Genomic DNA, 25,965 nt, shown 5'->3' on the forward strand with positions numbered 1-25,965 from the left:
ATTATATTTTTTTTAATACTATTACCTCTTTAAAGGCTTTTTCTGTTTCTTTTATTAATGAATTTACTTCTTTTTGTTGTTCAGGATTTAAAGTGATAAAATTCAAACTATAAGAATGGTTATAAACTACCCTATTCTCTTTAACATCATAAGTTATATTAGTTGTAATATATTCATTTGACATGTTAATATTTTCTGGGACATAATCTATACTAAAACCATGAGGAATATTAAGAGTTGTTGTATAGCTAAAGTAGTTTGTGTGTTCGTATTCAATATCATTTTTTCTATCATCTTCAGTTTTATATGCCGATAAATCTTTTATAAAATTTAAATTAATATATATTTCATCACCTAATTTTTTGGTATACCCATTAATAGTAAAATTGTAATCTACAATTAGGTTTTTCTCATAGTTGTATTTATTGGTTTCTGAAAAAGATTTTATCAAAAATTTATTATTCCCTTTCTGTAGGCGAGAATTATAAAAAGCTTTTAATTTTTCATCGGTTGTTTCGTTTTCTAAATAATTAAATGTATCTATTTTATTGTATCCGGCAATTTCAATTTTTGCTTTTCCTATAACATCTTCACCCACAATTTCAATTGTAGAGGTATCTATAACTGCATTTTTTATTGCGGGTACTATGGGAACTTGCTTTATACTAAAATTAGATTCTCCGTTAGCTATTAAGGCTTCTTTTCCTTGTATAAAAGAAGAAGGGAGGTCTATTGGCACATATCTTCCTGTTGCATCTAAAAAGTAAGTATTGTCATTCTTATCTGTATAGGATAAAATCATGTGATTGTCTACAATAGGGGTGGGCATTTCGTTATAGTTGTAAGGAATGCTTCGTGTGCCAATCCAAGTTAAATCTCCTTTTATTCCAGCTATTTTTAACATTTGATATAGGATACTAGAATTATCTTTGCAATCGCCATATTTTTTTTGAAACACATCATTTGCTTGTCTAGGAATAAAACCCCCTAGAGCATATTCAAAAGCAATATATTTTATGTTTTTTTGAGTCCAATAATAAATGGCTTTTACTTTTTCAAAATCGTTTGGTTTTCCATTGGTTAACTCTTGAACTAATTTAACCAGATCTTTATCAGTTTCTCCTGTATTAATGTCTTTAACTAATGAATAATACCAATCGTATAAATCTGAAACATTTTTTGCTAAACTTGTATCGCCATTGTCTGATTTGTAAGAGGTTATAATTGGTACTATATGTGGAAGTATTTTTTTGTAAGTAGGAGAATTTGGTTCATATTCATATTCATCAATATTCTTTAATTCCCAACTATAAATATTAGTATTTCTTTTTTCTGTTTTTTTAAAATTGATACCTAATGTATCCGTATTGTACTCTTTAAAAGTAATATCGATGTCTTTATCTGCAACTATAGTAACTTTGTTATTTACAATTGGTGAAAAATCTCCAAAATAGAACGGACTTAAAAAACGAGGGTTTTTTACGTTTTCAGAATATTTTAAAATAGATTTTGATCCTTTTTTTAAATTTGGAAATATAAAATTCAATGATTTTGTATCATCGTAAAAAGATCTGTCAAGCTCATCCTTTTCTTTAAAATCTGTAACTTCAATTTCTTTGTATTCGCCATTAGAATAAGAAAATGATGAAGCCTCAACATCATTTAATTCAAAAAAAGAGGAAAAATTCAAGGCTTTTTTAGAGTTATAATTAGCACTTTCATCTAGATATATATCTTCCTCTAAAAACTCTTGAGTAATATCAATTTTACCAGACTTAAGCTTTATGGTAATCTTCGTGTCTTGCTTAATTCTAACTGTTTTGGCATTCGGGTATAATTTTTTATAAAAATTATATTCTTCAGATTCTTGTGCATAATTGTTTAGGAAAACTAAACAGAAAATGACTAGAAATAAAATTTTACTCGAATTAGTAAGTTTCAAATTTGTAAATCTCTCCATTAAAATAAAATTCCTTTTTAATTAATTTCCCAACTTTGTTATAATAATTTGCTTCTCCGGTTATTTCTCCATTTTTATAAGTTCGTTCTTCTTTCATTTTTCCATTTTCATAATATATTTTGGTAAACCCATCTAAAATCCCCATTGTATAATTTTTTTCACTTTCAATATTTCCGTTAGCATAATATTCAATATCGGTACCATTATATTCTCCGTCTACAAAGAACATTTCGTTTTGTAGTTGGCCAGAGTAATAGTATTCATTATATATATTTACCAAATCCCCATTTTTATATTCTAATTCTCTGGAAACATTTCCATTATCAAAATAACTAATAATTTTTGCAGTTTCATTTTTTATAGGAATCATTGGTAATTCTTGAGAGTTTTTGTCTAAATAACTATAGCCAATTAGTGTTCCGTTATTATAAAACCTGATAAGCTGAAGTTTTCCCGAATTATCATAAAATATTCTTTTCCCATGCAAGAGGTCGTTTGAGTAACTAGTACTTCTTGCCATTTTGCCATTTTTATGATAGGTAATCCAAGTTCCCGAAGCTTTACCATAATCATAAAACATTTTGGCTTGAATTGAGCTGTCTTCGTAATAATCAATACTCTCACCATTTAAATTGCCATTTAAATAGGTCCTTATACTTTCAATTGCCCCATTTTCATAGTACCAGGTCCATTTTCCATTTTGATTATTGTTAATATAATTTCCCTCAAGAGATTTGTTCCCATAAAAATCATACCATTGGTACAAACCATGTTTAACTCCGTTTATATATTCTAGTTTAGTGTTTGTTTTTTTGTTTTTATATAAGTACTCAACGATGAAATTATTTTCTTTTGGGGCAAAATTAATTTCTTCTAAAACATCTCCTTCATTGTCATAATAGGTTTCAGATTTTAATTCGCCATATTCATATTTATAAACACGTTCAATTTTTCCTTCAACAGTGTAAAACTCTTGAATACCGTGTAATTTATCTTTGTGATAAAAATTTATAATTTCTAAAGTACCATCAATATAATGAGAACGCCATTCGCCATGTGCCAATCCATTTTTATGCCACCCATGCCTTTTAAGTTGCCCGTTTTTATAAAAATCTTGATAATAACCCGATAAAGTATCATTTACATAATGGCTTAATGACTCTGTTTTTCCATTGTTATGGTATGTGAAAAATTTTCCATTAATTTTGTCTTCAGAATAAGTACCATTACTAGTTAAAACACCATTTTTTGAATAAAACTCCCAAGTACCTTCTTTACCTCCCTTAATATCATAAAGCCCTTTTGATAGTATATTACCATTTGGGTGATACCCTGTAAACTGAAACTCGCCACCTTTTTTTCTGCCTTGGCTTAAAATTTCACCTTTTTTATCATAATACTTATATTCTATTACTTCGCCTCTTCTATAGAGGTAGTCATAATAAGGTTTGCCATCTGTATCAAAGTACTTATACTCACCATCTATAGAGCCTTCATCATAAGTAAATGATGATTGTAAAGTCCCATCACGGTAATAAGATTTCCATGGGCCATTGTAAAAATTGTTTAAACTTTGTCCTTCTTCAAATATATTTCCATTAGAATAATAACTTTTGTAAGGGCCATTAAGCTCCCCATTTAGGTAGTTAATTTCAGAAGAAATCTGTTTGTTGTAAAAATACTTTTTCTCTACACCTTGTCTTTCCCCATTATTAAAGGGCATTTCAGCATAAATAGCACCGTTTGTATAGTATTCAAAAGCAATACTATCAATTAAACTGTTTTTATAAGGAATATGAAATTCAAGAAAATCTTCTCCAACAGGGAAGTATGATTGATATAACCCATCCAACTCATTTTCTTTAAAATATTTTTTTTGAATAAGTGCTCCCATGTTATTGTAATACCTGTATTGCCCATTCAACTTACCATCTGTATAATTGGCGACAACATGAGGTTTGCCATTTTCATGAAATTGATGATTTTCTCCATTTAAAACACCATTTTCATAAAACGCGGTTTCTTTTACCTTACCGTTTTGATGTAGCCATACCCATTTACTGGTTCTTTCTCCTGAATTATCATAACTACCAGAGGACATTAATTGACCATTTTCATTATAAAAATTCCACTTGCCTATGCTTACATCATTATTCATTTTTCCAACGGCTTGTGCATAACCGTTGTAATAATTATAAACAACATCTTGTTTTTTTCCATCAAAAAGAATATTGTTATGCATTAAAATATCATACCATTTATCATAGAAAAGGTCAACGAAATCCGAAATTTCTTTTTCTTTTTGTTTAATGATTTTAGCATATTTTTCATTTTGAATTGAATAGGAAAGTGTGTACGTAAAACTATCAAACAGATTATTTTCATTAATCCATTTAAAAAAAGGAACATATTTTTTATCCCAAAACCCCCTATTTCCCTCGAAATATTCAAGTTGAGTGAGTAGAGCATGGTTTTGATTAGTTAATGCGATATTAATTTTGTTCCCAGTTTCATAATTTTTATTTAAGGCAATTTTGTTGCTTATTACCAAATCAATATCTTCGAAAGATTCGTCGTCTTTCGATATTTGCATATCTGAATTTGCTTTGTTACTATTTTTGTCGGCTACTAAATTATTAAGTGATTTTAAAGTGTTGAAAGCTCCATTCTCATCATAAGATAAAAGCAAATACATATTGTAACACATAAGAGCTTGTGTAATTAGTTCTTGTTTGTAACATAAATTCCCTAATTGAAGATGTGGTTTTGCATAAGTAGGTTTTAGTAAAATCGCTTGTTGATAGGCAGAAATTGATTCATTGATTCTATCAAGGTTTTCCAAAGCAACAGCTTTATTGTACCATAATAGATAATAATTTGGATATGTTTTAAGGCCTTCATTATAAATTTGAAGCGCCTCTTCATATTTTTCTAAATATGATAACGCTAAACCTTTATTAATATAGAAGGATAAGTTGGAGTCAAAATTGTTAATACTCAAGCCTTCATTGGTAACATCAATAGCTTCTTGGTATTTTTCGGAGTTTATTAAGTAATATGATTTTGAGATTAAAACACTAGCATAAGTAGAGTCGTTTGTATTTATTTTGTTAAGAAGCTCTATTGTTTTATCATTATCTTTAGCTCTAATTGCTTCTGATGCTTGTTTTGAAATATCATCATAATCTATAAAAGGGATTTTTTCTTGTGCTAGGGATAAAAATGAGGTAAATAAATAAAGGGCTAAAAATAGTTGTTTTTTCATGTAAGTATTTTAAAAAAAGAAATGTGTGAAAAAATTACATTTTTTTATTGACTTATTGAAAAAAAAAAGGATTTTCTTGTTAAACTGCTTATTTCTATTGAAGAATGGAATAATTTCCAAAGTTACCCCCTAAACAAAAAGAAATCATCCTTCATGTCTTCAATTTGAGCATCTTCATTTGTAATAATATAATCAATAGCTTGGGTAGTGAATTCATCGCCTTTTTCAGTTAAGGAAACAATATTTTTATCAAACTGGATCATGTTATTTTTTAAAGCTAAGTCTAAAACGGTTTTACTACGTATTTTTTGCCAGTTAATATGTTCGTTAAGGTGGTTTACATGGCGTTCACTTTCCTCAGTATGATTTTTTAAATGCAATAAAAAGGTTAGCAATAATACTTCTGTACGTTGTTGTTTTTCTCTATATAAAACCGCTATAACACCTTTACTTGGAGCAAATAAATAAACGGCTAAAAATAGTAACCCTAACATAGTTGTAATAGAACCAGATATTGAAGCATCTAACCAATGTGCTAACCAATACCCAGAAATAGCACTAAAAATTCCAAAACATATAGAATAGATAAGCATGCGCTTTAAATCTGTAGTGAGTAAGTAAGCAGTTGCTGCAGGAGCAATCATTAATGCAACTACTAGAATGGCACCAACAGCATCAAATGCTCCAACTGTTGTTACAGATGAAACGGTCATTAATCCGTAATGAATTAAAGCAGGTGAAAACCCTAGTGAAGCTGCTAAACCTGCATCAAAAGTGCTTATTTTTAATTCCTTAAAAAAAGCAAATAATAGCCCGATAGTTATCAATAAGATTAAACCAATAATCCATAATGATTTTGGACCAACATCAACACCAGAAATGATTAATCTGTCAAAAGGAGCAAAAGCTAATTCACCTAATAAAACAGCATCAACATCTAAATGTACATCGTTTGCATTTTTTGCAATTAAAATCACGCCAATACTAAACAGCGTAGGGAATACCAAACCTATAGCAGTATCTTCCTTTACTAATCCTGTTTTTTGAATATATTCCACTAAGACAACCGTTAATATTCCGGTTAATGCTGCTAAAAATATGAGTAATGGCGAGTTTAAATCTTGAGTAATAAAAAAACCAATAACAATACCTGGTAAGATTGAATGACTAATTGCATCGCTAATCATGGCCATTTTACGTAACACTAAAAATACACCAGGAATTGCACAAGCAATTGCAACAATACTCGCAATAATTTGTATTTCTATTTGAGCGCTACTCATCGTTTTTGTTTTGTTGATTATACAAATTAGAGGCTGTTTTATAGCCTTCTTCAGTTAAGCTCCAATTATTGCCATCAAGCGTTACGTAATGTCTGTCTACTAATTTTTGAAGTGTATTTTTGGTGTATCCTTGAAAATTATTTAAGATTTTTATAGTGTGAGGATGCGAAATATTATCATGAGTTTGAGCAATATTAAACATAAAGGCTAAGGTTTTATGCAATTGCAAATCCCTTCGGTTTTTAATAAATCTGATTTGCTTAAATAATAATCCTCGACTTGGTGAAAACACAAAAGAAAACAATACAAAAATGCCTGCAATAATTACAATTACAGGACCGGTAGATAAATTATTTTGGCTTGCACTAATTGCGGTTCCAAAAACTCCAGAAAAGGCACCAAAAATAGCCGCTAGAAATACCATAACACCTAGGCTGTTTGTCCATTGGCGTGCAGCAGCAGCTGGAGCTAATAACATGGCACTCATTAATACCACGCCAACAGTTTGTAATCCTAAAACAATGGCTAAAACAATAAAAGACGTAATTAATATATCAATAAAAGTTGTGTTAAAACCTAGTGTTTTTGTGTAATCTGCATCAAAAAGGAGAATTTTAAATTCTTTCCAGAAAAGTAATAGTACAAATAGACAAATACCAGTAATTAGTGCCATTAACCAAACATCACTTTCTACTAAAGTAGCTGCTTGCCCAAATAAATACTTGTCTAAACCTGCTTGATTAGCATTAGGTTGTTTTTGAATAAAAGTCAGTAATAACATTCCAAACCCAAAAAATAAGGATAGTATCAACCCTAAAGCGGTATCTGATTTTAAATGCGTTTTTTTAATGATTCCTCGAATCCAGAATGTGCCTATAAGTCCGCTAACCAAAGCGCCTAAAAGCAATATATTACTGTTTTTAGTGCCTGTAATTAAAAAGGCAATGGCAATACCAGGTAATGCTGCATGAGAAATCGCATCACCTAAAAGGCTTTGTTTTCTTAAAACCGCAAAACTACCTAACATACCAGTTATTGCACCAAGAATTGCTGTTCCTAGAGTGATAGTTCTAAGAGTATAATCAGAAAAAACTAAAGAAAAATATTCACTTATAGTCATTATTCCTGGATGCTTACTTTATAATTAATACCATAGGTTTTAGTTAAATTATCATCATTAAAAATGTCTTTAACAGGTCCTGTTGCTATTTTTTTTACGTTTAAAAACGTAACCCAATCAAAATATTCTGGAACGGTTTGTAAATCATGATGTACTACAATAACTGTTTTACCTGCTTTACGGAGTTCTTTTAAAATGTTAATAATGGCAATTTCGGTTGTGGCATCAACACCTTGGAAAGGCTCATCCATAAAATAAATTGATGCGTTTTGCACTAATGCACGTGCTAAAAATATACGTTGTTGTTGTCCTCCAGAAAGCTGACTTATTTGCCTGTTTTTAAAAGGCAACATGCCCACTTTTTCTAAAGCTTCTAAAGCTTCTTTTTTTTCTTTTTGCCCAGGACGTTTTATCCAGCCTAAACTACCGTAAGTCCCCATCATAACAACATCTAAAGCAGTGGTTGGGAAATCCCAATCTACACTTCCTTTTTGAGGTACATAAGCAACTAGTGAGCGTTGTTTTTCGTATGATTTACCATAAATACTAACACTTCCAGCAATAGGTTTTAAAATGCCTAAAATAGATTTTATAAGCGTAGATTTACCTGCGCCATTAGGTCCAACAATAGCCATAAGTACACCTTCAGGAATTTCTAAATCTATATCCCAAAGCACAGGTTTGTAGTTGTATGCAACTGTTAAATCATCTACTTGTACTGCAATTTTTTTGTCCATTATTTTAATGCATTTACAATCGTATTCACATTATATTCAAACATTCCAATGTAAGTTCCTTCAATAGTTCCAGCATTTCCTAGTGCATCAGAATATAAAGTTCCACCAATAACTACATCGTGATCTTTAGATTTTACAGCAGCTTGTAAAGCTTCAATAGTTCGTTTTGGCACAGAGCTTTCTACAAAAATAGATTTAACTTTTTTCTCGATAATAAAAGCAGCCAGTTTTTGAACATCTTGAACACCAGCTTCTGTTGCTGTTGACAATCCTTGTAAGCCAACTACCTCAAAATCAAAGGATTTTCCAAAATAATTGAAGGCATCATGAGCCGTAACTAAAATACGTTTTTCCTTTGGAAGCGTTTCAATGGTTTTTGAAATTTCATCTTTTAACAATACTAGTTGCTTGTAGTAATTTTGCCAATTTTCTTCGAATACTTGAGCGTGTTCTGGAATAGCTTCTTGTAATTTTTTGTTGACAAATGATCCAGCTTCAATCCAGTAATCTATGTTGAACCATATATGTGGATCGTAATTTGAAGCAAAATATTCTGAACCAATCAAAGTACTTTTATCAATAGCATCAGAAATAGCAATGGTTTTTTTGTTTTTCATTTTTTCAAAAACTTCAACCAATTTACCTTCTAAATGTAAACCATTATAAAAAATAATATCAGCATTTGATAGTTTTGAAACATCACCTTCACTTGCTTTGTAAAGATGTGGGTCTACACCACTGCCCATTAAACCTTTTAGATTTATATGTTCGCCACCAATGTTTTTAACCAAATCAGTTATCATGGATGTTGTTGTAACAACGTTTAATTTTCCGTTAGCTTTTTTCTCGTTTTTACAACTTATACTCAAAGTAAAGAGCGATATAATTAAAAACAGTTTTTTCATTCTTCTTTTCTATTTGTTATTTTGAATTCTGTAGCTAAAACCTAATCCAAGTAATAAATCTTGACCTTCTGTAATGCTAGTGCCAAAATAAGTATCTAATTGCAGGTTGTTATTAACTAAATATGTAAATCCTGCATCCCAATAGTGGTTTGCTTTACTGTCTTCAGGTAAATCGCCATATAATTCAGCATACATACCAAATTTATCTGTAAAACTATAACCATATGCCAAAGTATAAATCGCAGTAGCTTCAGGAGAATCGTCACCCCATTGTGCACCTATGTTATAACCTAAACTAGATTTTTTACTTAAAGTATGTGATAAAGACAATCTAAAATCAATACCCGTATATTCTGGTCTATAATCTGCTGAAGCACTAAACACTGGAAAAACATGACCGATAAGAGCTATTTCTGGAAAGGAACCATTTTCTTCGGCAATATCAATTTTCATTCCTAAAAGTAAGGGTGAAAAGCCACTTGCTACGTTATCCAATTTGTTTCCATTTATTTTGGTAACGCCTTCAGTAAAATCCCAACCAAGCCGTAATTCTAAATTATCAAGAATACCGTAACGAATTAACATGGTGTTGTATGTGTAACTCTCAGATTTTATGTTGTTAGCTTCAAAGGTTTCATATAAACCGCCTGTTTCGAATTGCAAAACACCCTTACCGACGGTTGATGACGCTTCTGTAGCATCGGGTCTGTCTGTAACCAAGGGTTCTGAAAGCTTGGTGCTTTCTTGGGAAAAAAGGTTAAAAGAAAGGGCGAATAGAAAAATGAAGTAAATAAATTTAGTTGTTCTCATTAACATAGATAATAGATGTAAAATCTTCGTTTAGTAAAATTGTACTGTTGTTTATTAAAATTTGAGTCATATTATTTTTGCTGAATTGTTTAGTAACGCTAAGCGAATTGCCGTATTTTAATCCGTTTTGGGCACAAAAGTCAAAAAACTCTTTATCGTCGCTCATTAAACGCGAAATGATATACGTTTTACCTTCTTGGGTATTTGATAATGATATTGAATTATCTTCAGTAGTAATTTCTCCATCAGCGTTTGGAATTGGATCACCATGCGGATCGAATTTAGGGTTTCCTAAATACTCACTAAGTTTTTCGGCTAGCAAATCAGAAGTTTGATGTTCTAATAATTCAGCCTCACGATGAATATCGTGTAAAGACATATCAAACATTTTAAACAAAAAGGCTTCCCATAGGCGGTGTTTTCTAATAACATTCAAGGCCATTTTTGTACCTTCTTCAGTTAGTTGTAAAGCCTTGTATTTTTCATAATGCAATAAGTTTTTTTCAGACAACTTTTTAGCCATATCTGTTGCTGCAGCATTAGAAATACCAAGTTTTTTTGCAATGTTGCCAGGTTTGGTATTATTGTTATCGTGTTTGTCATTTTTGTAAATGGCTTTTACAAAATTTTCAATAGCTACAGACATTTATAATCGCTTTAAATATTTTTTAAGTACGCTTAAATATTTTGTAAATATAACTAAAAAATATTTTTTATGAAGATTTTTGCTGCTAAATATTTAAAACACAGCACTTGTGTGGTATAAAAATTGATGCTTAAATGAAAACCATATCATGAAACCATTACTACTTCTACTCTTGCTTTCATTCTTTTTTTCATGTATTCCTTTAAGAATAGCACCTAATATAGAATCAGATAAGGTAATGGTTGCTAAAAAGTTCAAAAGAAAACTTCCAAAACAGCATGCTTTTATTTTTGAAGATCCAAAAGATGCCAATGAATTTTATAATTACGTAAATACTAAATATGAATTAAATCATCAAGATGTAGAATGGAATGTACCTTTTAAAATTAAAGGTGAAACTTTTTATTTTACGTTTTATGAAGTGGAAATTCCAAACAAAACTTTAAACATTCTTCCAATTTTTATAGATACGGCATTAACTAATAAAGACTGGGAACCCATTTTTGAAGGGAATTATGTTACAAGAAAAGGTAATTGGTATTTGGCTATTACAGTTTCAGATTATGGATTTAAAGATTGTTTAAAACCAGATTATATTAAAAGAAGTGATATTTTAAAATATCTTAGAACACTTAGGCTAGAGTATTTAAATTCAAGTAATTATTTAGAGGCATTATTAAAAAAATAAAAGTTACTTTGGCATGGTTTAAGATATGTTAATATATAAATAGAATAATGAAACATAAAATTTTAATAGTTACCCTTTTGTTTTTTAGCATAGGTTTTGCACAAGATTCTACGCTTGTGAAAGCAGAAACCCCAAAAATTGTATCAAAACTACAATTGGGTAAATCCTTAAATTTTAATGATGTAGAAATTAAATTCGTTGAAGTGCTTCAAGATTCACGTTGCCCTAAAGGAGCTACTTGTATTTGGGCTGGTGAAGCGGTAGTTTTGGTTGAAGTTTTTAAAAATGGGAAATTTTTAGAAAAAAAGAAACTGACATTTAATGCTAGGAGTTATATGAAAAAGGAATTATTAACCTTGTTTTCTTCAGAGAAATTAAACATTAATGGTTTTAATATTTCCCCTCATCCGGTTGCTGGCGAAAAAATTGCACCTCAAGATTATAATTTGCAATTAGAAATTAATAATTAGTGACAACCACAATCATCTGTTCCGCAAGCCTTTTTTGAAACCTTTTTTTTCCAGAAGAATTTTTTAACCAAAAAGCTGATAGCTAAAACTATTGCAGAAAAAACAAGTATGTTTTGAATAATAGTGTTCATAATTGTTAAGTCGGTTTTAATTCATTTTCATTTCAAAAATTGAAAAGCAATTAAAGCTACAATATAGGCAAAACCGCTCATAATCACTAATTGTAAAGTGGGCCATTTCCAACTATTAGTCTCACGTTTTACAATAGCTAGGGTACTCATACACTGCATAGCAAAGGCGTAAAAAAGTAATAACGAAATACCAGAAGCAAACGTAAATAGTGGGCCACCTAAAATTGGGTTTACCTCACCTGCCATTCGGTTTTTTATGGTTTCCTCTTCATCACTACCAACGCTATAAATAGTTGCTAATGTGCCAACAAATACTTCGCGAGCAGCAAAAGAACTAACTATAGCAATGCCAATTTTCCAATCGTAACCTAAAGGCCTAATTAAGGGTTCTATAGCTCTACCAGTTATTCCAATAAAGGAATGCTCTAACTTGTGTGAGGCTATTTTTTGTTGTAAGTCTTCTGGGGTTAAATTATCAGAAGCAAATTCAGTTTTAACTATGTTCTCTGCATTATTAAAGTTTTCTCCTGGACCATATGACGCTAAAAACCATAAAACAATAGATATAGCTAAAATGATCTTACCAGCTCCAAAAACAAACGATTTTGTTTTTTCAATAACAGTTAGAACTACATTTTTAAAAAGCGGTAGTTTATAATTAGGCATTTCTATAACAAAAAATGTTTTGCTTTTTATTTTTAATATTTTGTTAAGGATGTAAGCCGAAACAATTGCTGCTCCAAATCCTAAAAGATATAAGAGCATTAAAGTAAGTGCCTGATAGCCTAAACCAAAAAAGCGTCCTTCAGGAATTACTAAAGCTATTATTATTAAATACACAGGAAGTCTAGCAGAACAGGTTGTAAAAGGCGTTACCAAAATGGTTATTAAGCGTTCTTTCCAGCTTTCTATATTTCGGGTAGCCATAATTGCAGGAATAGCACAAGCGGTACCAGAAATTAACGGAACAACACTTTTACCACTTAAACCAAAGCGACGCATAATTCTATCCATTAAAAAAACAACGCGACTCATATAACCACTTTCTTCAAGTACAGAAATAAATAGAAATAAAAAGGCTATTTGCGGAATAAAAATAACAATACCACCAAGTCCAGGAATAATACCTTCGGCTAATAAATTAGTAAATGCCCCAGCAGGTAATTGATTTTTTGTCCATTCGCTTAATGAAGCAAAAGCACTATCAATAAAATCCATTGGCACGCTAGACCAATCGTAAATAGCTTGGAATATGGTTAATAAAATGAGAAAGAAAATAAGGTAACCCCAAACTTTGTGTGTTAAAATTCTATCTAATCTGGTGCGTAAATCTTTAGCTTGAGAAGCATCAATGGTTTGCCCTTTTTTAAGAACATTATTGATGAATTGATAGCGTTTTATAGTTTCCTTTTGCTGTAAACGTTTTAAGTCTGCTTTACTTTTGGTCTTAAAATTAGCAACATCATCAATTTCTTTTCTGTTAGTTTTTCCAAAGTTTACATCCTGGGTAATCACTAGCCATAGTTTGTATAACAACTGATTAGGGAATGCTTTTCTTAAATTGTCAAAGTAATCTTTATCAATTTCCGAAGCATTTAAACAAGGCGTAATAGGTAACTCTTTATAATTAGCTATTAGGGTTTTTAAATTTTCAATCCCAAGATTTTTACGCGTGCTTATTAAAGCTATTTTTGTTTGAAGATGTTCTTCTAAATAATCAATATCTAATGAAATACCTTTATAATTCATTCTGTCAGCCATATTAATGACTAATAGTGTAGGTATTTCTAAATCTTTAATTTGAGTAAAAAGTAAAAGATTGCGTTTAAGGTTTTCAACATCACTAATGACAACAGCTATATCCGGAAAATCTTTGTCATTTTTGTTTAACAGAAGTTCGATAACTACATTTTCATCAAGCGATGAAGCATTTAAACTATAAGTTCCTGGTAAATCAATAATATGCGCCTTAACACCACGTGGAAGTTTACAAATACCTTCTTTTTTTTCAACAGTAATACCAGGGTAATTACCAACTTTTTGGTTTAAACCTGTTAAAGCATTAAAAACTGAAGTTTTACCTGTATTTGGGTTACCAATTAAAGCAACATTTATCTGTTTGCTCATATTATTTTTTCAATTAAAATATGAATAGCAGTTTCTTTTCTAATGGCTAAATGTGTTCCATTAATGTTTAAATACATAGGGTCTTCAAAAGGAGCTAACTGAACAAGTTCTACAGAATTACCTGGTAAACACCCCATTTCAAGGAGTTTTAAGGGAATGTGAATAGATGAAACATCAGTAATAATGCCTTTTTCGCCACGTTTAAGATGTGCTAAAGTATCTTGCAAGCTTATTTAGATTGATTTTAAAGAAGCAAAAATAGTGTAAAATTTTAGCCTAAAAAAATAGTTGCCAAAAAACTATTTAGTGTATTCTTTCTTTAAAATTTTAATATCATCAAGTAGTCTGCTTATGTCTTCGGGGTTGGTACCATCGTAAAACCCTCGAATTTGCCTTTTTTTATCAATAAGCATAAAGTTTTCGGTATGTACCATATCAAAAGGTCCGCCATCACCATTATCTTTTACAGCCAAATAACTTTTTCTGGCCAACTCATAAATTTGTTTTTTATCGCCAGTTACTAAGTTCCATTTAGCATCATTTACCCCTTTTTTTATGGCATAGCGTTTTAGTTGTGCAACACTATCAATTTTAGGAGTTACAGAATGAGAAAGCAGCATCACCTCATTATCATTTAAAATTTCTTTTTGAATGTCTACCATATGATCTGTCATAATCGGGCAAATGGTTTGGCAAGTAGTAAAAAAGAAATCGGCGACATAAATTTTGTCTTTATAATCGTTTTGGGTAATGGTTTTTCCGTTTTGATTAGTAAGACTAAAATTGGCTATTTTATGATATTTTTTTTGATATTGAATGGTGCTATCTACAAGTTCTGTATTAACCATTGTGGGTTGGTAAATAGGTAATGGCTGGTAAACATTTAGTGTATTGTAAATTAAGAAGATGATAATTATAGATATAACTCCAAAAACAATAGCAAACTTTTTATAGTCTTTAAAAAACGTTAACATTAAGTATAGAATTTATGCAAAAATACAAGGAAATTTAGTTTTGTAGAATTAATACAGAACCTAAATTAATGTTAAAACCAACGTCATTATTTAATAAGCTTTTTAAAGTTGGTTTAAAAGCTTACTTTTGTGCGTCAAAAAAATTGTAGATGTCAGTATTTTTTATAAAAGCGGCTCAATTATTATTGAGTCTTTCCATATTAGTAGTTTTACATGAGCTAGGACATTTTATTCCAGCTAAAATATTTAAAACCAGAGTAGAAAAATTTTACCTGTTTTTTGATGTAAAGTTTTCATTATTCAAAAAGAAAATAGGCGAAACCGTTTATGGTATTGGTTGGTTGCCTTTGGGTGGCTACGTTAAAATTGCAGGTATGATTGACGAAAGTATGGATACCGAGCAAATGGCACAAGAGCCACAACCTTGGGAATTTCGTTCTAAACCCGCGTGGCAACGTTTAATTATTATGCTTGGTGGTGTTTTTATGAACTTTGTTTTAGCCATCCTTTTATTTGTTATTATGCTATTTGTTTGGGGAACCAATTACATAACAAAAGATGACGTTAAATATGGTTATGGCGTAAGTAAAACATTAGAGAACTATGGTTTTCAACAAGGCGATAAAATTATTTCTATAAATGGAGAAGCTATTGAAGATCTTACCATAGATATTAATAAATATTTAATGTTTAGAGATGTTGAAAATGTAAAAGTTGAGCATCCTAATGGTAGTGTTGAAAATATTAATCTTCCAGAAGATATAGGAACTAAACTTTTTGAAGCTGGAGATTTACCAGCTCTAGAACCACGTTCTCCTTTTCAAATTGATTCTATTGCGCCTGATTTTCCTGCAGCTAAAGCAGGTTTACAGGTTAATGATAAAATTATTGCAGTAAACGGGAAGCCAGTAGAATATTTTTCAGATTTCACTTATGGTATAAAAAACAGTGAACAAAACAATATTGATTTACTTGTTGAACGTGGGAATGAAAAAATTAATTTAAATATTACTCCAACTGAAGATAAAAAGATAGGTATTGTAACTACCAAAACAGATAAAGACTATCTTAAATTTAATGAAAGAAAATATTCTTTTTCAGAAAGTATAACTAGTGGAGTAGATCAAGCTTATTGGGAAATTAAAGATTATTTAGCACAGTTTAAATACATTTTTACCAAAAAAGGAGCAACTCAAATTGGTGGTTTTGCAGCAATTGGTAACATGTTTCCTCCAACTTGGAATTGGCAGGCATTTTGGTATTTAACAGCATTTTTATCTATAATGCTAGGTGTTTTAAATTTATTACCAATACCAGCTTTAGATGGCGGTCATGTTATGTTTTTACTTTACGAAATGATTTCTGGTAGAAAGCCAGGAGACAAGTTTATGGAGTATGCACAAATGGTTGGTTTCTTCATTTTAATTGCATTAGTTTTATTTGCAAACGGGAATGACATTTATAAAGCTATTTTTGGATAAATTTTTTAAAATTTATGTTTGCAATAAATAAAAATATATATATATTTGCGCTCGCTTAAGCGAAAAACATTTTCCTTCTTAGCTCAGTTGGTTAGAGCATCTGACTGTTAATCAGAGGGTCCTTGGTTCGAGCCCAAGAGAAGGAGCAAAAAAAGTCTAACAGAAATGTTAGACTTTTTTGTTTTTTAGACTTTGGTTATGTGTTTAAAGGAGTTTATTTAATTAGAATTTTATATTCATTAAAAACAGTCATGCTAAAGGTTTAACCACTTTTTAAACTCAGCAGCTTTGTTCTTACTAATTATAATATCAACTTCAGAATTTGGATTAATTAGTATTTTTAGTTGGTTGTTGCCATAACGAACAATTTTGTCAATGGCAGAAATAGCAATAATAAACTGGCGATTTGCTCTAAAAAAATAGGTGTTATCTAAGTTTGCAAATAATTCATCTAAGCTAGAGTTTGATGTAGACCGCTTACCATCAAAACAAACTACATAAGTTATGGTACTTTCTGTGTAGATATAGGCAATATCTTCTGTAGAAACAGATAAGAGCTCATGTCTTATATAAGTTAGAATTCTCTTTTTAGTCATATTATCAGAATCATCATCTGCATCATCCAAGGGTCTATCAATCACTTTTTGTTGATAGGTATCAACAGCGCTATTTAATTTAGAAAGATTTATAATTTCATCTGAAAGCTTTTCATTTTTAATCTCTAATTTTTTCTCATATCTGCTTCCAATTAATCTTACTATCAATACAGAAGACAGAATAAAAAGAAAACCCATTACTAAAAGAATGTTCTGAAAGTTGCTTCTAAGGTTCTTAATTTGCTCAGTTACTTTTTGTGTATTGGCGTGAGCAGCCACTATCCAATCGGAGTTTTTAACGGGGTAAATATATATGACTTCTGAGTTTAATGATTGATTACTAATATTAAGTGAATCACCAACCTCGTTATGGTCTTGGAGTAAATTGTAAAAATCTTTAGACGTTAAATCATCTGAAACTGACGATACAAAAGATTTTTTAGAGCTTATATTTTGTCCTATCTGTTTAATATCTGGGTGACACACCACTTTACCAGACCAATCAAATATGCTCACAAAACCAGCATCTAAGTTTGAGTTTTCAATACTTTGCTGTGTGTTGTCAATGGTTTTTTCTTTTGTAACTCCGTTTTCTAATTGACTTCCTACCAACAGCGCAATTTGCTTTGCTTCACGTTTACTAAATTCTAATTGAGTTTCCAGAACCTTGTCTGCAGCCGCATTAACAAAATAGTTAATAGCTACACTAGAGATAACTAAGAAAATGATTGAAAGCGATAAAAAGGTTAGTAAATAAAGTTTGTCTTTACGCATAAGGGTCTTTAATATGTACAAATATAAATAATTTAACTAGCTAATAATTAGTTAGTAATAGTTGCATCATTTATGTTAAATCTTTCATTAGTATAAATCCATTATTATTTATTGACTAGATGTAATTCGCTATTAACATACAGATTGATTTTAATTTCATTAACAGTGCTTATTTCATAGCCAAAATTTCCCCTTTTAAGATTAAAAATTCCTTCTTATCAAGTTTTGTAGCTCGTAAACGCCTTAAAAACAATTGATTTGTGTTGTGGATGATTTGCAATTACATCTATTAAACACAATTACTAAAAACATTAAAAGGATCTAAAATGAAAACAAACAAACTAATTTTTTTAACCCTAACATCACTTTTGATTTTAAGTTGTAGTAACGATAGTGAAAGTGATCTAATAAATGTTCCTGATGATTCAAATGGTAATGGATCTCAAACTACAGTTAATTATACTGATGATATTTCACCAATTATGCAATCTAGCTGTGTAGGTTGCCATGGTGCTCCTCCAACAAATGGCGCGCCATTTTCCTTAGTTACTTTTAGTCAAGTGAGCCAAAGAGCCAATTCTATTTTGAGTGCCATGAGCAAGCAAAGTGGAACACCTGGAGCGATGCCAACTTCTGGTAGATTACCTCAAGCTACCATAGATTTAGTACAGCAATGGATAAATGATGGGAAACCAGAAAATTAAAAATAAAACAGTAATTATGAAGATAAAAAATATTACAACACTATGTTTAATTGTTGCAGTAATTACAACAATAAGTTCGGTTAAAGCACAAACAAAGTATATTGACAAAAAAGGGAAGATCACATTTGAAGCTTCAGAAGAACTTTTTGAGCCAGTAAAAGCCACTAACGAATCTGTAACAGTGATTTTAAATATAGAAACTAACGAAATTGCTTCACTTGCCCTTATGAAAAGTTTCAGGTTTAAAAACTCTTTAATGGAAGAGCATTTTAATGAAAACTATATCGAATCAGAAACCTATCCGAAAGCAATTTTTAAAGGTAAATTATTGGATTTCAAATTTTCAGACTTAACGGAAAATGACATAGAAGTCACCGTTGATGGGAAAATAGAACTGCGTGGAAAAGAAAAACAAATTCGTACAACTTTGAAGACTAAGAAATCCGATGATTCAATAATCATTCAGGGGTCATTTATAGTGACTCCTGATGATTTTGATATAGAAATTCCAGGCATTGTAAAAAACAAAATAGCCAAAGAAATTATGGTGTACCTAGATTTTAAACTCAGTCAAAAATGAAAAGAAAGCAAGTCATAATTATAACACTGGGGCTTTTTGCCATAATTATAGCTGGTTTGGTTTACAATTACACATTTAATAGTAAACATAGAGACATTGCTAACGAAGCGGCAACCCTAAGTTTATCTGCTAACGAACTGTACGCTTATTTTAAAGATAACGAACAACTAGCCACATCAAAATATCTGGATAAGGTATTAGAAACTAAAGGAAAAATAACATCTATAGATGATAAAGAATTAGTATTAAGTGATCAAATACAGGTAAGTTTTATTACTGAAGTTTTACCGAAAATGCCACTTGGTTCTAAGTTAACAATCAAAGGAAGATGTGTGGGTTATGACGAGCTTTTAGAAGTAGTAAAAATAGATCAAGCAACAATAATTAATAAAGAAAACTAAAAATGAAATATATATATATAATATTTTTTTTAACGCCAATATTACTCTTCTCTCAAGACGATTTATTGTCTGAAATAGATAGCGAAACCGAAGAAGATTTTAAAAGTGCTGCCTTTAAAGGGCTTAAAATTGTGAATTTTGAATCTACCAAAATGGTGTCCAAGCAAGAACTTTACTTTGTGGTTTCTCACAGGTTTGGATCTGTAGAAACTGGACTTAAAGATTTCTTTGGTTTAGACCAAGCAGTAACAAGACTTAATCTTATTTATGGTATTTCAGATGGTATAAACATAGGTGTTTCTAGAAGTTCGTTTAGAAAAATTTACGAATCTTCTCTTAAAATAAGGTTGTTACGCGAGAAAAAAGGAAGCTTTCCTTTTACTGTAGTTAGTTCAAGTAATATTTTAATCAATACATCTTTAGATAAGGAAATTTTACCAGGTTTAGAGTTTAAAAACAGATTGGGTTATACAACTCAGTTATTAATATCAAAGAAGTTCAATACTAACTTTTCGTTACAGTTGATGCCTACTTTCTTTCATGATAACTATGTTGATGTTGACGAACAGGATAATTCCCAATATGTTATTGGTTTTGGAGGCAGACATAAACTAAGTAAAAGATGGTCTATAAATTTTGATTACGGATTGCATTTAAATAGAGCAGAAACGTCACCGTTTAATAACCCACTTTCTATAGGTTTCGATTTAGAAACTGGAGGACATGTATTTCAGCTTCATTTCACTAATGCTCAACCCATGAATACCAATGGGTTTTTAGGACAAGGCACAGGTGATTGGGGTGATGGCGATATTTTCTTTGGGTTTAATTTATCAAGAGTTTTTTAAAAATGTTTACAGAAAAAATGAAAGCAACCATAGCTAAAATAGAAGTACAGCAGAGTTTTTGTAACAATTGCTCGGTTTGTATTAAAAAAGAATTGCAAGGAATAGATGATGTTAATAATGTTCGATTGTATCCAAAAGAATCATTAATAACCTTCAACTTTATAAAAGCAAACAAACTTTCAGAAGCATTGAATGTTTTATCAGGCATTGGATACCCTGAAAAGGGTGAACAAATTTTCAATGCTCAATTTTCTAAATCGGTTTGTAAATGCTAATTAAAAGTAATCTAACAAGCAGATTTACGAAGTTAATTTTCAATAAAAAATATTCCTTTTTAAAGTCAAAAATTCCTCTTAACCAAGATTTATAATACTTAATGTACAAATTACAGTGTCATTTGTACCAACATTAATTCTAAACCATAAAAATTTAATCATGAAAAATTTATTTATTTTACTTTTTGCAAGCTTATTTGTACTAAATTGTAGTTCAGACGATGATAATTACAATGAACCAAATCAGGAAGAACCAACCCCTGAAGAACCCGTAGTTGAAAATTCAGTAAGGCTTCGTAATGATGCTACATTTGGAAGCGTGCTTACAAATTCCGATGGATTTACACTTTACTTTTTTGCCCCAGATGCCAAAGGCGATGCTAATTGCTTAGGTGGATGTGCTGATAACTGGCCAGCGTTTTTTGATGCAGATTTATCTCTTGATGCAGGTTTACAGGCGTCAGATTTTGGCACTATTACCAGAAGCGATGGTGAAAGCCAAAATACGTATAAAGGTTGGCCATTATACACGTTTATAAACGATACTCAAGCAAACCAAATTAATGGTGACGGAGCTGGAGGTGTTTGGTTTGTAGGTAAGCCAGATTACTCCATTATGTTGGTGCGCGCACAATTGGTTGGAAGAGATGTAAATGGTAATGAAACCAATTTAAACAGTGCTTTCGAACCTGGAGATGAAGATACGTTTTATATTACAGACGATCGTGGTAATACGCTTTACAGTTTTGTTAACGATAATAATGGCATTAACAATTTTACGGCTTCAGACTTTTCAAACAATAGCGTATGGCCTATTTTTCATACAGATATACAAAATGTACCAAGTGCTTTAAACAAAGAAGGTTTTGGTGTTATAGATGTATTTGGAGAATCTCAACTTACATATAAAGGATGGCCATTATATTATTTTGGTGGCGATGACAATAGAGGCGATAACTTTGGAGTTGGTTTCCCATCTGCTGGGGTTTGGCCAACAGTAAATTCTAACACTGAGGTTGCTCCTGAAAAAGAAGAAGAAGCACCAGTAGTAGAGAAAACGTTTGAAGTTGCAAATGTTGGAGCAACTGCATACACATTTGATTTTACAGATGTTCAAAACACAGAATTAGAATTAACCAGAGGTAAAACATATGAGTTTAATGTAAATACACCTGGGCATCCATTTTTTATAAATGCTGTTAACAGTACGGGTACAGACAATGCATTTAATGACGGTGTAACCAATAATGGAGCATCAAACGGAACAATTGTATTTACGGTGCCAGAAACTGCTCCAGACATTTTATTTTACAATTGCGAATTTCATGGTTCTATGAATGGCAGAATTAGAATTGTAGACGAAGATGCTACTAGAGCTTTTCAAGTTGGTAACAATGGTGCAACGTCTTATACATTTAGTGGTAATGGATTTAGTGATGTAGAAAATACCAACTTTACTTTTAAAAGAGGTGCAACCTATACTTTTAGTGTTTCTACACCAGGACATCCATTTTTAATAAATTCTGTTCAGGGAACAGGAACAGGTAATGCCTTTGACGATGGTGTTACAAATAATGGAGCTTCTGATGGAACAATAACTTTTCAAGTGCCGGAAAGTGCACCAGATACATTATTTTATAATTGCGAATTTCATGGCTCTATGACAGGAACCATATCTATAATCGATTAGGGATTTTAGTTTTGATTTGTTGGTTGTTATTCCCCAAGGGACTTAAACACCTTGGGGATTAATTTTCTGTTGAAACAACAATGAAAAAAATAGTCACTAAATTTGTGTTAGCATGAAATCACTTTTTAAAATAAAAAACAAGCAATTTATTGTTTATAAATCTCTGTTATTAGCAATAAGTGCAATTTTTGTATTAAGTTTAAAAGGTTGTTATGATAATTCAGATCAAATAGTAAATGAGTCATTACCTAGTAAATATTTTAAAGTAGACGAGCTTATAAAAAAAGAGTTTAACACTAACAAAACAAACTTTATAGAACATGTTATTTTAGTGGAAGGCATAGTTAAGGATATTAATTATTTAAACAATCGTTATACAATTATTTTAAGAGGTAAAGCAAATGTTAACACATTAGTAATTTGTGATATGCAAGAAAACCAGAAAGAGCTTCTTAAAAGACAAGAACTGGGTAAAACAATAAGAGTTAAAGGCATTTTAAAAGGTTCACTAAAAGATATTATACTTTTAAACTGCATAATAATCAATTAAAAAACCAATGAAAAAACCCTTTTTGGTACTGTTGTTAATTATTAATTTTGGTTTTTTTCAAAAATCAAGTCAAGTAATTAGCAGACAAGGAAAAGTTTCTTTTTTTTCATATACATCTGTAGAAAACATAAAGGCAGAAAACAATCAAGCACTTAGTATTATAGATCTTAATAATGGAAATATTGCTGTAAGTATGCTTATGAATACTTTTGTTTTTGAGAAAGCTTTAATGAAAGAGCATTTTAATGAAAGTTATATTGAATCTGATATTTACCCCAAAGCTACTTTTGAAGGGCAAATTTTAGATTTTAATCCAGATGATGAAGGCGAGCAAACCAGAATAATTAAAGGCACTTTTTTTATGCATGGCGTTACTAAAGAACTGGAGATAAAGACTAAAATTGAAAACAATGATGGTAAGTATAGCTTATCAGGTACATTCGAAACTTTGGTTGAGCATTATAACATAAATATACCACCTTTATTAGCAGGTAATATTGCAAAAAGCATTGAGGTAAACTTTAAATTTGAATATCAGCCTTATGAAAATTAAAAAAGCACTATTTACAGGTCTTTTACTTTTAGGAAGTATTCATTTTTCAGTATCACAAGATTTATTGGATATATTAGAAAATGAACAAAAAGATACAACAGGATACATAACACCTTCATTTAAAATGACCAGAATTGCTTTTGGGCATTCTACAGAAGTGAGAAGTAAAAATATTTTAGAAGTTTTTACTTCCACACGCTTTTGGGATTTACCAAGAGAACGATCACAAAGTTTTGGAGCCGATAAAATGAGCACTAGAATTGCTTTAGAATATGGGATATCAAACCGTTTGTCTTTTGCTGTTGGAGGAACTACTTTTGATGGGCTTTTTGATAGCTATCTTAAATACAAATTACTAACTCAAAAAAAGGGAGCAAAGTCTGCACCTTTTAATATAACACTTTTTCAAGGTGCCAGTTATAATAGTAGTTCGATATCATCATATTATGCGGTTGAGAACGATTTTTCTAATAGATTATCATTTACATCACAAATACTAATCTCTAGAAAATTTTCATCTGATTTTTCATTTCAAATTGCACCAACTTTTATTCATAAAGGACTTATGTTGTCTGATGAAGATAAACCCAACTTTTTTGCCATGGGTTTTGGTGCGCGTTACAAATTAGGACCGCATCTCTCAATTGTATCAGAGTACTATAAAACGTTTAATCCTATAAAGTCTGCAGATACTTATGGGCCTTTTGCATTAGGTGTGAATTGGGAAGTGGGCGATGTTTTACTACAATTTATGCTTACAAATGCAAGAGATATGGTTGAGGATACTTTTATAACACAAACGCGTAACAACTTTAACTTTAGAAACCCTAATCTAAATTTTGGTTTTAATGCAACCTATGTAATTCATTTTAAAAATTCATTAAAGAAGAAATAAAGTTAATTCATTTATATTTTTCAAACCAATTAAGGAATAAAAAAAGTCCAACAGGAATGTTGGACTTTTTGTTTTTTTAGTTTGAAATTATACTATTTTATTATTTTCTTAGCCAATAGCATAACGCCAAATTTGCTGGCTATTTTAAAACCAGATTGAACCCAGTTAAGTGGTTTTAAATCTTGTTTATATTCCTCTTTAATACTTTTCATTTCTTCCCAAGCAATTTCACGCTCTAAATCGAGAATTTTTAATTCACGTTCTATAGTCTCTAAATCATTGTAAGTTTTCATAATTAATTAAAAAAGGTTTTAGATAATTTTTTAATAACAAGCTTGTTTAAATGTTTTCTAAGTAGAAAAGCTATTAAAGAAAAAACTAAAAATATAAAACCAACCCACAAAAAACCAGTAGTATAATTACCTGTGCTTTCTCCAATTAAAATAGCTAAGGCTATTGCTAAAAAAATAAGACCTAATAGAATTAAACCTCCAATAGCAAAAACTTTAAAAATTAAAGTAACAGATATAGATAACTGTTGAAAGATTTTAAGCTTATAATAGTCGTAAGAGGTTTTTAAATATTTTTCGCCTACTTCTTTAGCTTTAGAGTTTGTTTCGTTTACAGAATCAATTAAACTCATTTTTAAGATGTTTTTTGTAGCCTTTTATTTTTCTCTTTTAAATCTTTCAATTTTTTTTCAAGAGATGAAATAACATCTTCTGCTTTATAACTTGCATTAGATATTAAAGATTCAACTTCTTCGTCTAAATTTTGTTTTTTTACTGAAGCTGATGAAACAACTTTATCTTTTAATTCCGTGGCGGTTTCAGATAATTTTTGTTTGGCTAATAATGCTTCGTCTGTTAATTTTTGTCTGGTATTGCTTCCTTTGTCTGGCGCAAATAAAACACCTAGAGCTGCTCCTATGGCACCACCTGCTAAAAGACCTAGTATAGTATTTCCGTTATTACTCATAATATTTTTGTTTTTTAGTTAAACTTATTTCTTACATTTCAAAATTCGTTAAACTGTACTAAATTATTTAGCGTAAAACATATGAATATTAACTTATTTGCTAGTGTTAACAGAGATTTAACAAGATTTACATAGTCTCAATATAATTCTTAGCAGCTTCAACAACCTTTTTAGAATTTCCTATAAAAATATTGTCATCAATTAGAATAACAGGGCGACTTAAAAAGGTGTAATGCTCTAAAATGTAATGTTTGTAATCACGTTCACTTAAGTCTTGATTTTTTAAATCCATTTCCTTGTAAAGTTTAGAGCGTTTGCTAAAAAGTGCTTCGTAACTTCCTGCAAGTTCTTTCATTTCTTCAAGCTGCTTTACGGTTATTTCTTCAGTTTTTATGTCTTGTAAAATAAAATCTGAAGATAAATTCAGTTCCTTTAAAATTCTTAAACAGGTATTACATGTTTTTAAATAATATACTTTTTTCATTCTATGGATGGTTTCTAAAAAACAAATTAAAACTATATTT

At 30.5% G+C, this 25,965-nt stretch carries 29 protein-coding genes and 1 tRNA gene; 13 read left to right on the forward strand and 17 right to left on the reverse strand.

Features of this window, described 5'->3' with window-relative positions:
• Position 1: 1 nt before the first annotated feature.
• The 8 genes from MBM09_RS02475 to MBM09_RS02510 all read right to left on the reverse strand — a co-directional run bounded on the left by MBM09_RS02475 (position 2) and on the right by MBM09_RS02510 (position 10,726).
• A complete protein-coding gene (locus MBM09_RS02475) occupies positions 2-1,960 on the reverse strand; it encodes a DUF3857 domain-containing protein (RefSeq protein ID WP_238675270.1) in 1,959 nt (652 codons plus the stop codon).
• Complete coding sequence (locus MBM09_RS02480) at positions 1,929-5,225, reverse strand: hypothetical protein (RefSeq protein WP_238675271.1); 3,297 nt, start codon at positions 5,223-5,225, stop codon at positions 1,929-1,931. The genes MBM09_RS02475 and MBM09_RS02480 overlap by 32 nt, the downstream gene beginning before the upstream one ends.
• Positions 5,226-5,347: 122 nt before the next feature.
• Positions 5,348-6,508 (reverse strand): metal ABC transporter permease, encoded by a 1,161-nt coding sequence (locus MBM09_RS02485; protein ID WP_238675272.1) that lies wholly within the window; start codon positions 6,506-6,508, stop codon positions 5,348-5,350.
• On the reverse strand, positions 6,501-7,628 hold the full coding sequence (locus MBM09_RS02490; protein ID WP_238675273.1) for a metal ABC transporter permease: 1,128 nt from the start codon (positions 7,626-7,628) through the stop codon (positions 6,501-6,503). The genes MBM09_RS02485 and MBM09_RS02490 overlap by 8 nt, the downstream gene beginning before the upstream one ends.
• Positions 7,628-8,365 carry a metal ABC transporter ATP-binding protein gene (locus MBM09_RS02495; protein WP_238675274.1) on the reverse strand — a complete coding sequence of 246 codons (738 nt, stop codon included), beginning with the start codon at positions 8,363-8,365 and terminating at the stop codon, positions 7,628-7,630. Before MBM09_RS02495 ends, MBM09_RS02490 begins: the two co-directional genes overlap by 1 nt.
• The gene (locus MBM09_RS02500; protein ID WP_238675275.1) at positions 8,365-9,270 is read right to left on the reverse strand and encodes a metal ABC transporter solute-binding protein, Zn/Mn family; all 906 of its coding nucleotides are present in this window, start codon (positions 9,268-9,270) and stop codon (positions 8,365-8,367) included. The genes MBM09_RS02495 and MBM09_RS02500 overlap by 1 nt, the downstream gene beginning before the upstream one ends.
• Before the next feature lie 9 nt (positions 9,271-9,279).
• On the reverse strand, positions 9,280-10,080 hold the full coding sequence (locus MBM09_RS02505; protein WP_238675276.1) for a transporter: 801 nt from the start codon (positions 10,078-10,080) through the stop codon (positions 9,280-9,282).
• Positions 10,067-10,726: a metal-dependent transcriptional regulator gene (locus MBM09_RS02510; RefSeq protein ID WP_238675277.1), complete on the reverse strand. Its 660-nt coding sequence runs from the start codon at positions 10,724-10,726 to the stop codon at positions 10,067-10,069. The genes MBM09_RS02505 and MBM09_RS02510 overlap by 14 nt, the downstream gene beginning before the upstream one ends.
• Positions 10,727-10,874: 148 nt before the next feature.
• Here MBM09_RS02510 and MBM09_RS02515 point away from each other — a divergent pair, with 148 nt between their 5' ends.
• Positions 10,875-11,414 (forward strand): hypothetical protein, encoded by a 540-nt coding sequence (locus tag MBM09_RS02515; protein ID WP_238675278.1) that lies wholly within the window; start codon positions 10,875-10,877, stop codon positions 11,412-11,414.
• A gap of 47 nt (positions 11,415-11,461) precedes the next feature.
• Positions 11,462-11,884 carry a hypothetical protein gene (locus MBM09_RS02520; RefSeq protein ID WP_238675279.1) on the forward strand — a complete coding sequence of 141 codons (423 nt, stop codon included), beginning with the start codon at positions 11,462-11,464 and terminating at the stop codon, positions 11,882-11,884.
• Here the strand turns inward: MBM09_RS02520 and MBM09_RS02525 are convergent.
• From MBM09_RS02525 to MBM09_RS02540, 4 genes are all read right to left on the reverse strand, one after another.
• Entirely contained in the window at positions 11,881-12,015 is a 135-nt protein-coding gene (locus MBM09_RS02525) for a FeoB-associated Cys-rich membrane protein (protein ID WP_238675280.1), read from the reverse strand. The two genes, MBM09_RS02520 and MBM09_RS02525, sit on opposite strands and share 4 nt — an antisense overlap.
• Positions 12,016-12,042: 27 nt before the next feature.
• The gene (gene feoB, locus MBM09_RS02530) at positions 12,043-14,142 is read right to left on the reverse strand and encodes a ferrous iron transport protein B (protein WP_238675281.1); all 2,100 of its coding nucleotides are present in this window, start codon (positions 14,140-14,142) and stop codon (positions 12,043-12,045) included.
• Positions 14,139-14,369: a FeoA family protein gene (locus MBM09_RS02535; protein WP_238675282.1), complete on the reverse strand. Its 231-nt coding sequence runs from the start codon at positions 14,367-14,369 to the stop codon at positions 14,139-14,141. Before MBM09_RS02535 ends, feoB begins: the two co-directional genes overlap by 4 nt.
• 72 nt (positions 14,370-14,441) lie before the next feature.
• Entirely contained in the window at positions 14,442-15,116 is a 675-nt protein-coding gene (locus MBM09_RS02540) for an SCO family protein (RefSeq protein WP_238675283.1), read from the reverse strand.
• A 149-nt stretch (positions 15,117-15,265) separates the two neighbouring features.
• On the opposite strand from MBM09_RS02540, the gene rseP reads away from it, so the two are divergent.
• Complete coding sequence (rseP, locus tag MBM09_RS02545; protein ID WP_238675284.1) at positions 15,266-16,597, forward strand: RIP metalloprotease RseP; 1,332 nt, start codon at positions 15,266-15,268, stop codon at positions 16,595-16,597.
• 72 nt (positions 16,598-16,669) lie between these two features.
• Positions 16,670-16,743, forward strand: a tRNA-Asn gene (locus MBM09_RS02550).
• Between the two features lie 108 nt (positions 16,744-16,851).
• On the opposite strand, the gene MBM09_RS02555 is transcribed toward MBM09_RS02550, so the two are convergent.
• Entirely contained in the window at positions 16,852-17,967 is a 1,116-nt protein-coding gene (locus MBM09_RS02555) for a LytTR family DNA-binding domain-containing protein (protein ID WP_238675285.1), read from the reverse strand.
• A 326-nt stretch (positions 17,968-18,293) separates the two neighbouring features.
• On the opposite strand from MBM09_RS02555, the gene MBM09_RS02560 reads away from it, so the two are divergent.
• The 9 genes from MBM09_RS02560 (at position 18,294) to MBM09_RS02600 (ending at position 24,463) form a co-directional block, all read left to right on the forward strand.
• Positions 18,294-18,671 (forward strand): hypothetical protein, encoded by a 378-nt coding sequence (locus tag MBM09_RS02560; protein ID WP_238675286.1) that lies wholly within the window; start codon positions 18,294-18,296, stop codon positions 18,669-18,671.
• A gap of 16 nt (positions 18,672-18,687) precedes the next feature.
• Positions 18,688-19,251 carry a YceI family protein gene (locus MBM09_RS02565; protein ID WP_238675287.1) on the forward strand — a complete coding sequence of 188 codons (564 nt, stop codon included), beginning with the start codon at positions 18,688-18,690 and terminating at the stop codon, positions 19,249-19,251.
• Entirely contained in the window at positions 19,248-19,652 is a 405-nt protein-coding gene (locus MBM09_RS02570) for an OB-fold putative lipoprotein (RefSeq protein ID WP_238675288.1), read from the forward strand. Before MBM09_RS02565 ends, MBM09_RS02570 begins: the two co-directional genes overlap by 4 nt.
• Before the next feature lie 2 nt (positions 19,653-19,654).
• Positions 19,655-20,500, forward strand: a complete 846-nt coding sequence (locus tag MBM09_RS02575; protein WP_238675289.1) for a DUF5777 family beta-barrel protein — start codon at positions 19,655-19,657, stop codon at positions 20,498-20,500.
• Between the two features lie 17 nt (positions 20,501-20,517).
• Positions 20,518-20,775: a hypothetical protein gene (locus tag MBM09_RS02580; RefSeq protein ID WP_238675290.1), complete on the forward strand. Its 258-nt coding sequence runs from the start codon at positions 20,518-20,520 to the stop codon at positions 20,773-20,775.
• Positions 20,776-20,935: 160 nt separating this feature from the next.
• Positions 20,936-22,465, forward strand: coding sequence for a hypothetical protein (locus MBM09_RS02585; protein WP_238675291.1), 1,530 nt, complete (start codon positions 20,936-20,938; stop codon positions 22,463-22,465).
• Between the two features lie 112 nt (positions 22,466-22,577).
• Positions 22,578-23,015: an OB-fold putative lipoprotein gene (locus MBM09_RS02590; RefSeq protein ID WP_238675292.1), complete on the forward strand. Its 438-nt coding sequence runs from the start codon at positions 22,578-22,580 to the stop codon at positions 23,013-23,015.
• A 7-nt stretch (positions 23,016-23,022) separates the two neighbouring features.
• Positions 23,023-23,568: a YceI family protein gene (locus MBM09_RS02595; protein WP_238675293.1), complete on the forward strand. Its 546-nt coding sequence runs from the start codon at positions 23,023-23,025 to the stop codon at positions 23,566-23,568.
• A complete protein-coding gene (locus tag MBM09_RS02600) occupies positions 23,558-24,463 on the forward strand; it encodes a DUF5777 family beta-barrel protein (protein ID WP_238675294.1) in 906 nt (301 codons plus the stop codon). Before MBM09_RS02595 ends, MBM09_RS02600 begins: the two co-directional genes overlap by 11 nt.
• A gap of 92 nt (positions 24,464-24,555) precedes the next feature.
• Here the strand turns inward: MBM09_RS02600 and MBM09_RS02605 are convergent, their stop codons facing one another.
• The 4 genes from MBM09_RS02605 to MBM09_RS02620 form a co-directional block, all read right to left on the reverse strand.
• On the reverse strand, positions 24,556-24,756 hold the full coding sequence (locus MBM09_RS02605; RefSeq protein WP_238675295.1) for a hypothetical protein: 201 nt from the start codon (positions 24,754-24,756) through the stop codon (positions 24,556-24,558).
• Positions 24,757-24,758: 2 nt separating this feature from the next.
• A complete protein-coding gene (locus MBM09_RS02610; protein WP_238675296.1) occupies positions 24,759-25,106 on the reverse strand; it encodes a hypothetical protein in 348 nt (115 codons plus the stop codon).
• 2 nt (positions 25,107-25,108) lie between these two features.
• Entirely contained in the window at positions 25,109-25,441 is a 333-nt protein-coding gene (locus MBM09_RS02615) for a YtxH domain-containing protein (RefSeq protein ID WP_238675297.1), read from the reverse strand.
• A gap of 127 nt (positions 25,442-25,568) precedes the next feature.
• Positions 25,569-25,925: an arsenate reductase family protein gene (locus tag MBM09_RS02620; protein WP_238675298.1), complete on the reverse strand. Its 357-nt coding sequence runs from the start codon at positions 25,923-25,925 to the stop codon at positions 25,569-25,571.
• Positions 25,926-25,965: the final 40 nt, after the last annotated feature.

This window comes from Flaviramulus sp. BrNp1-15 (assembly GCF_022259695.1).
Classification (GTDB): domain Bacteria; phylum Bacteroidota; class Bacteroidia; order Flavobacteriales; family Flavobacteriaceae; genus BrNp1-15.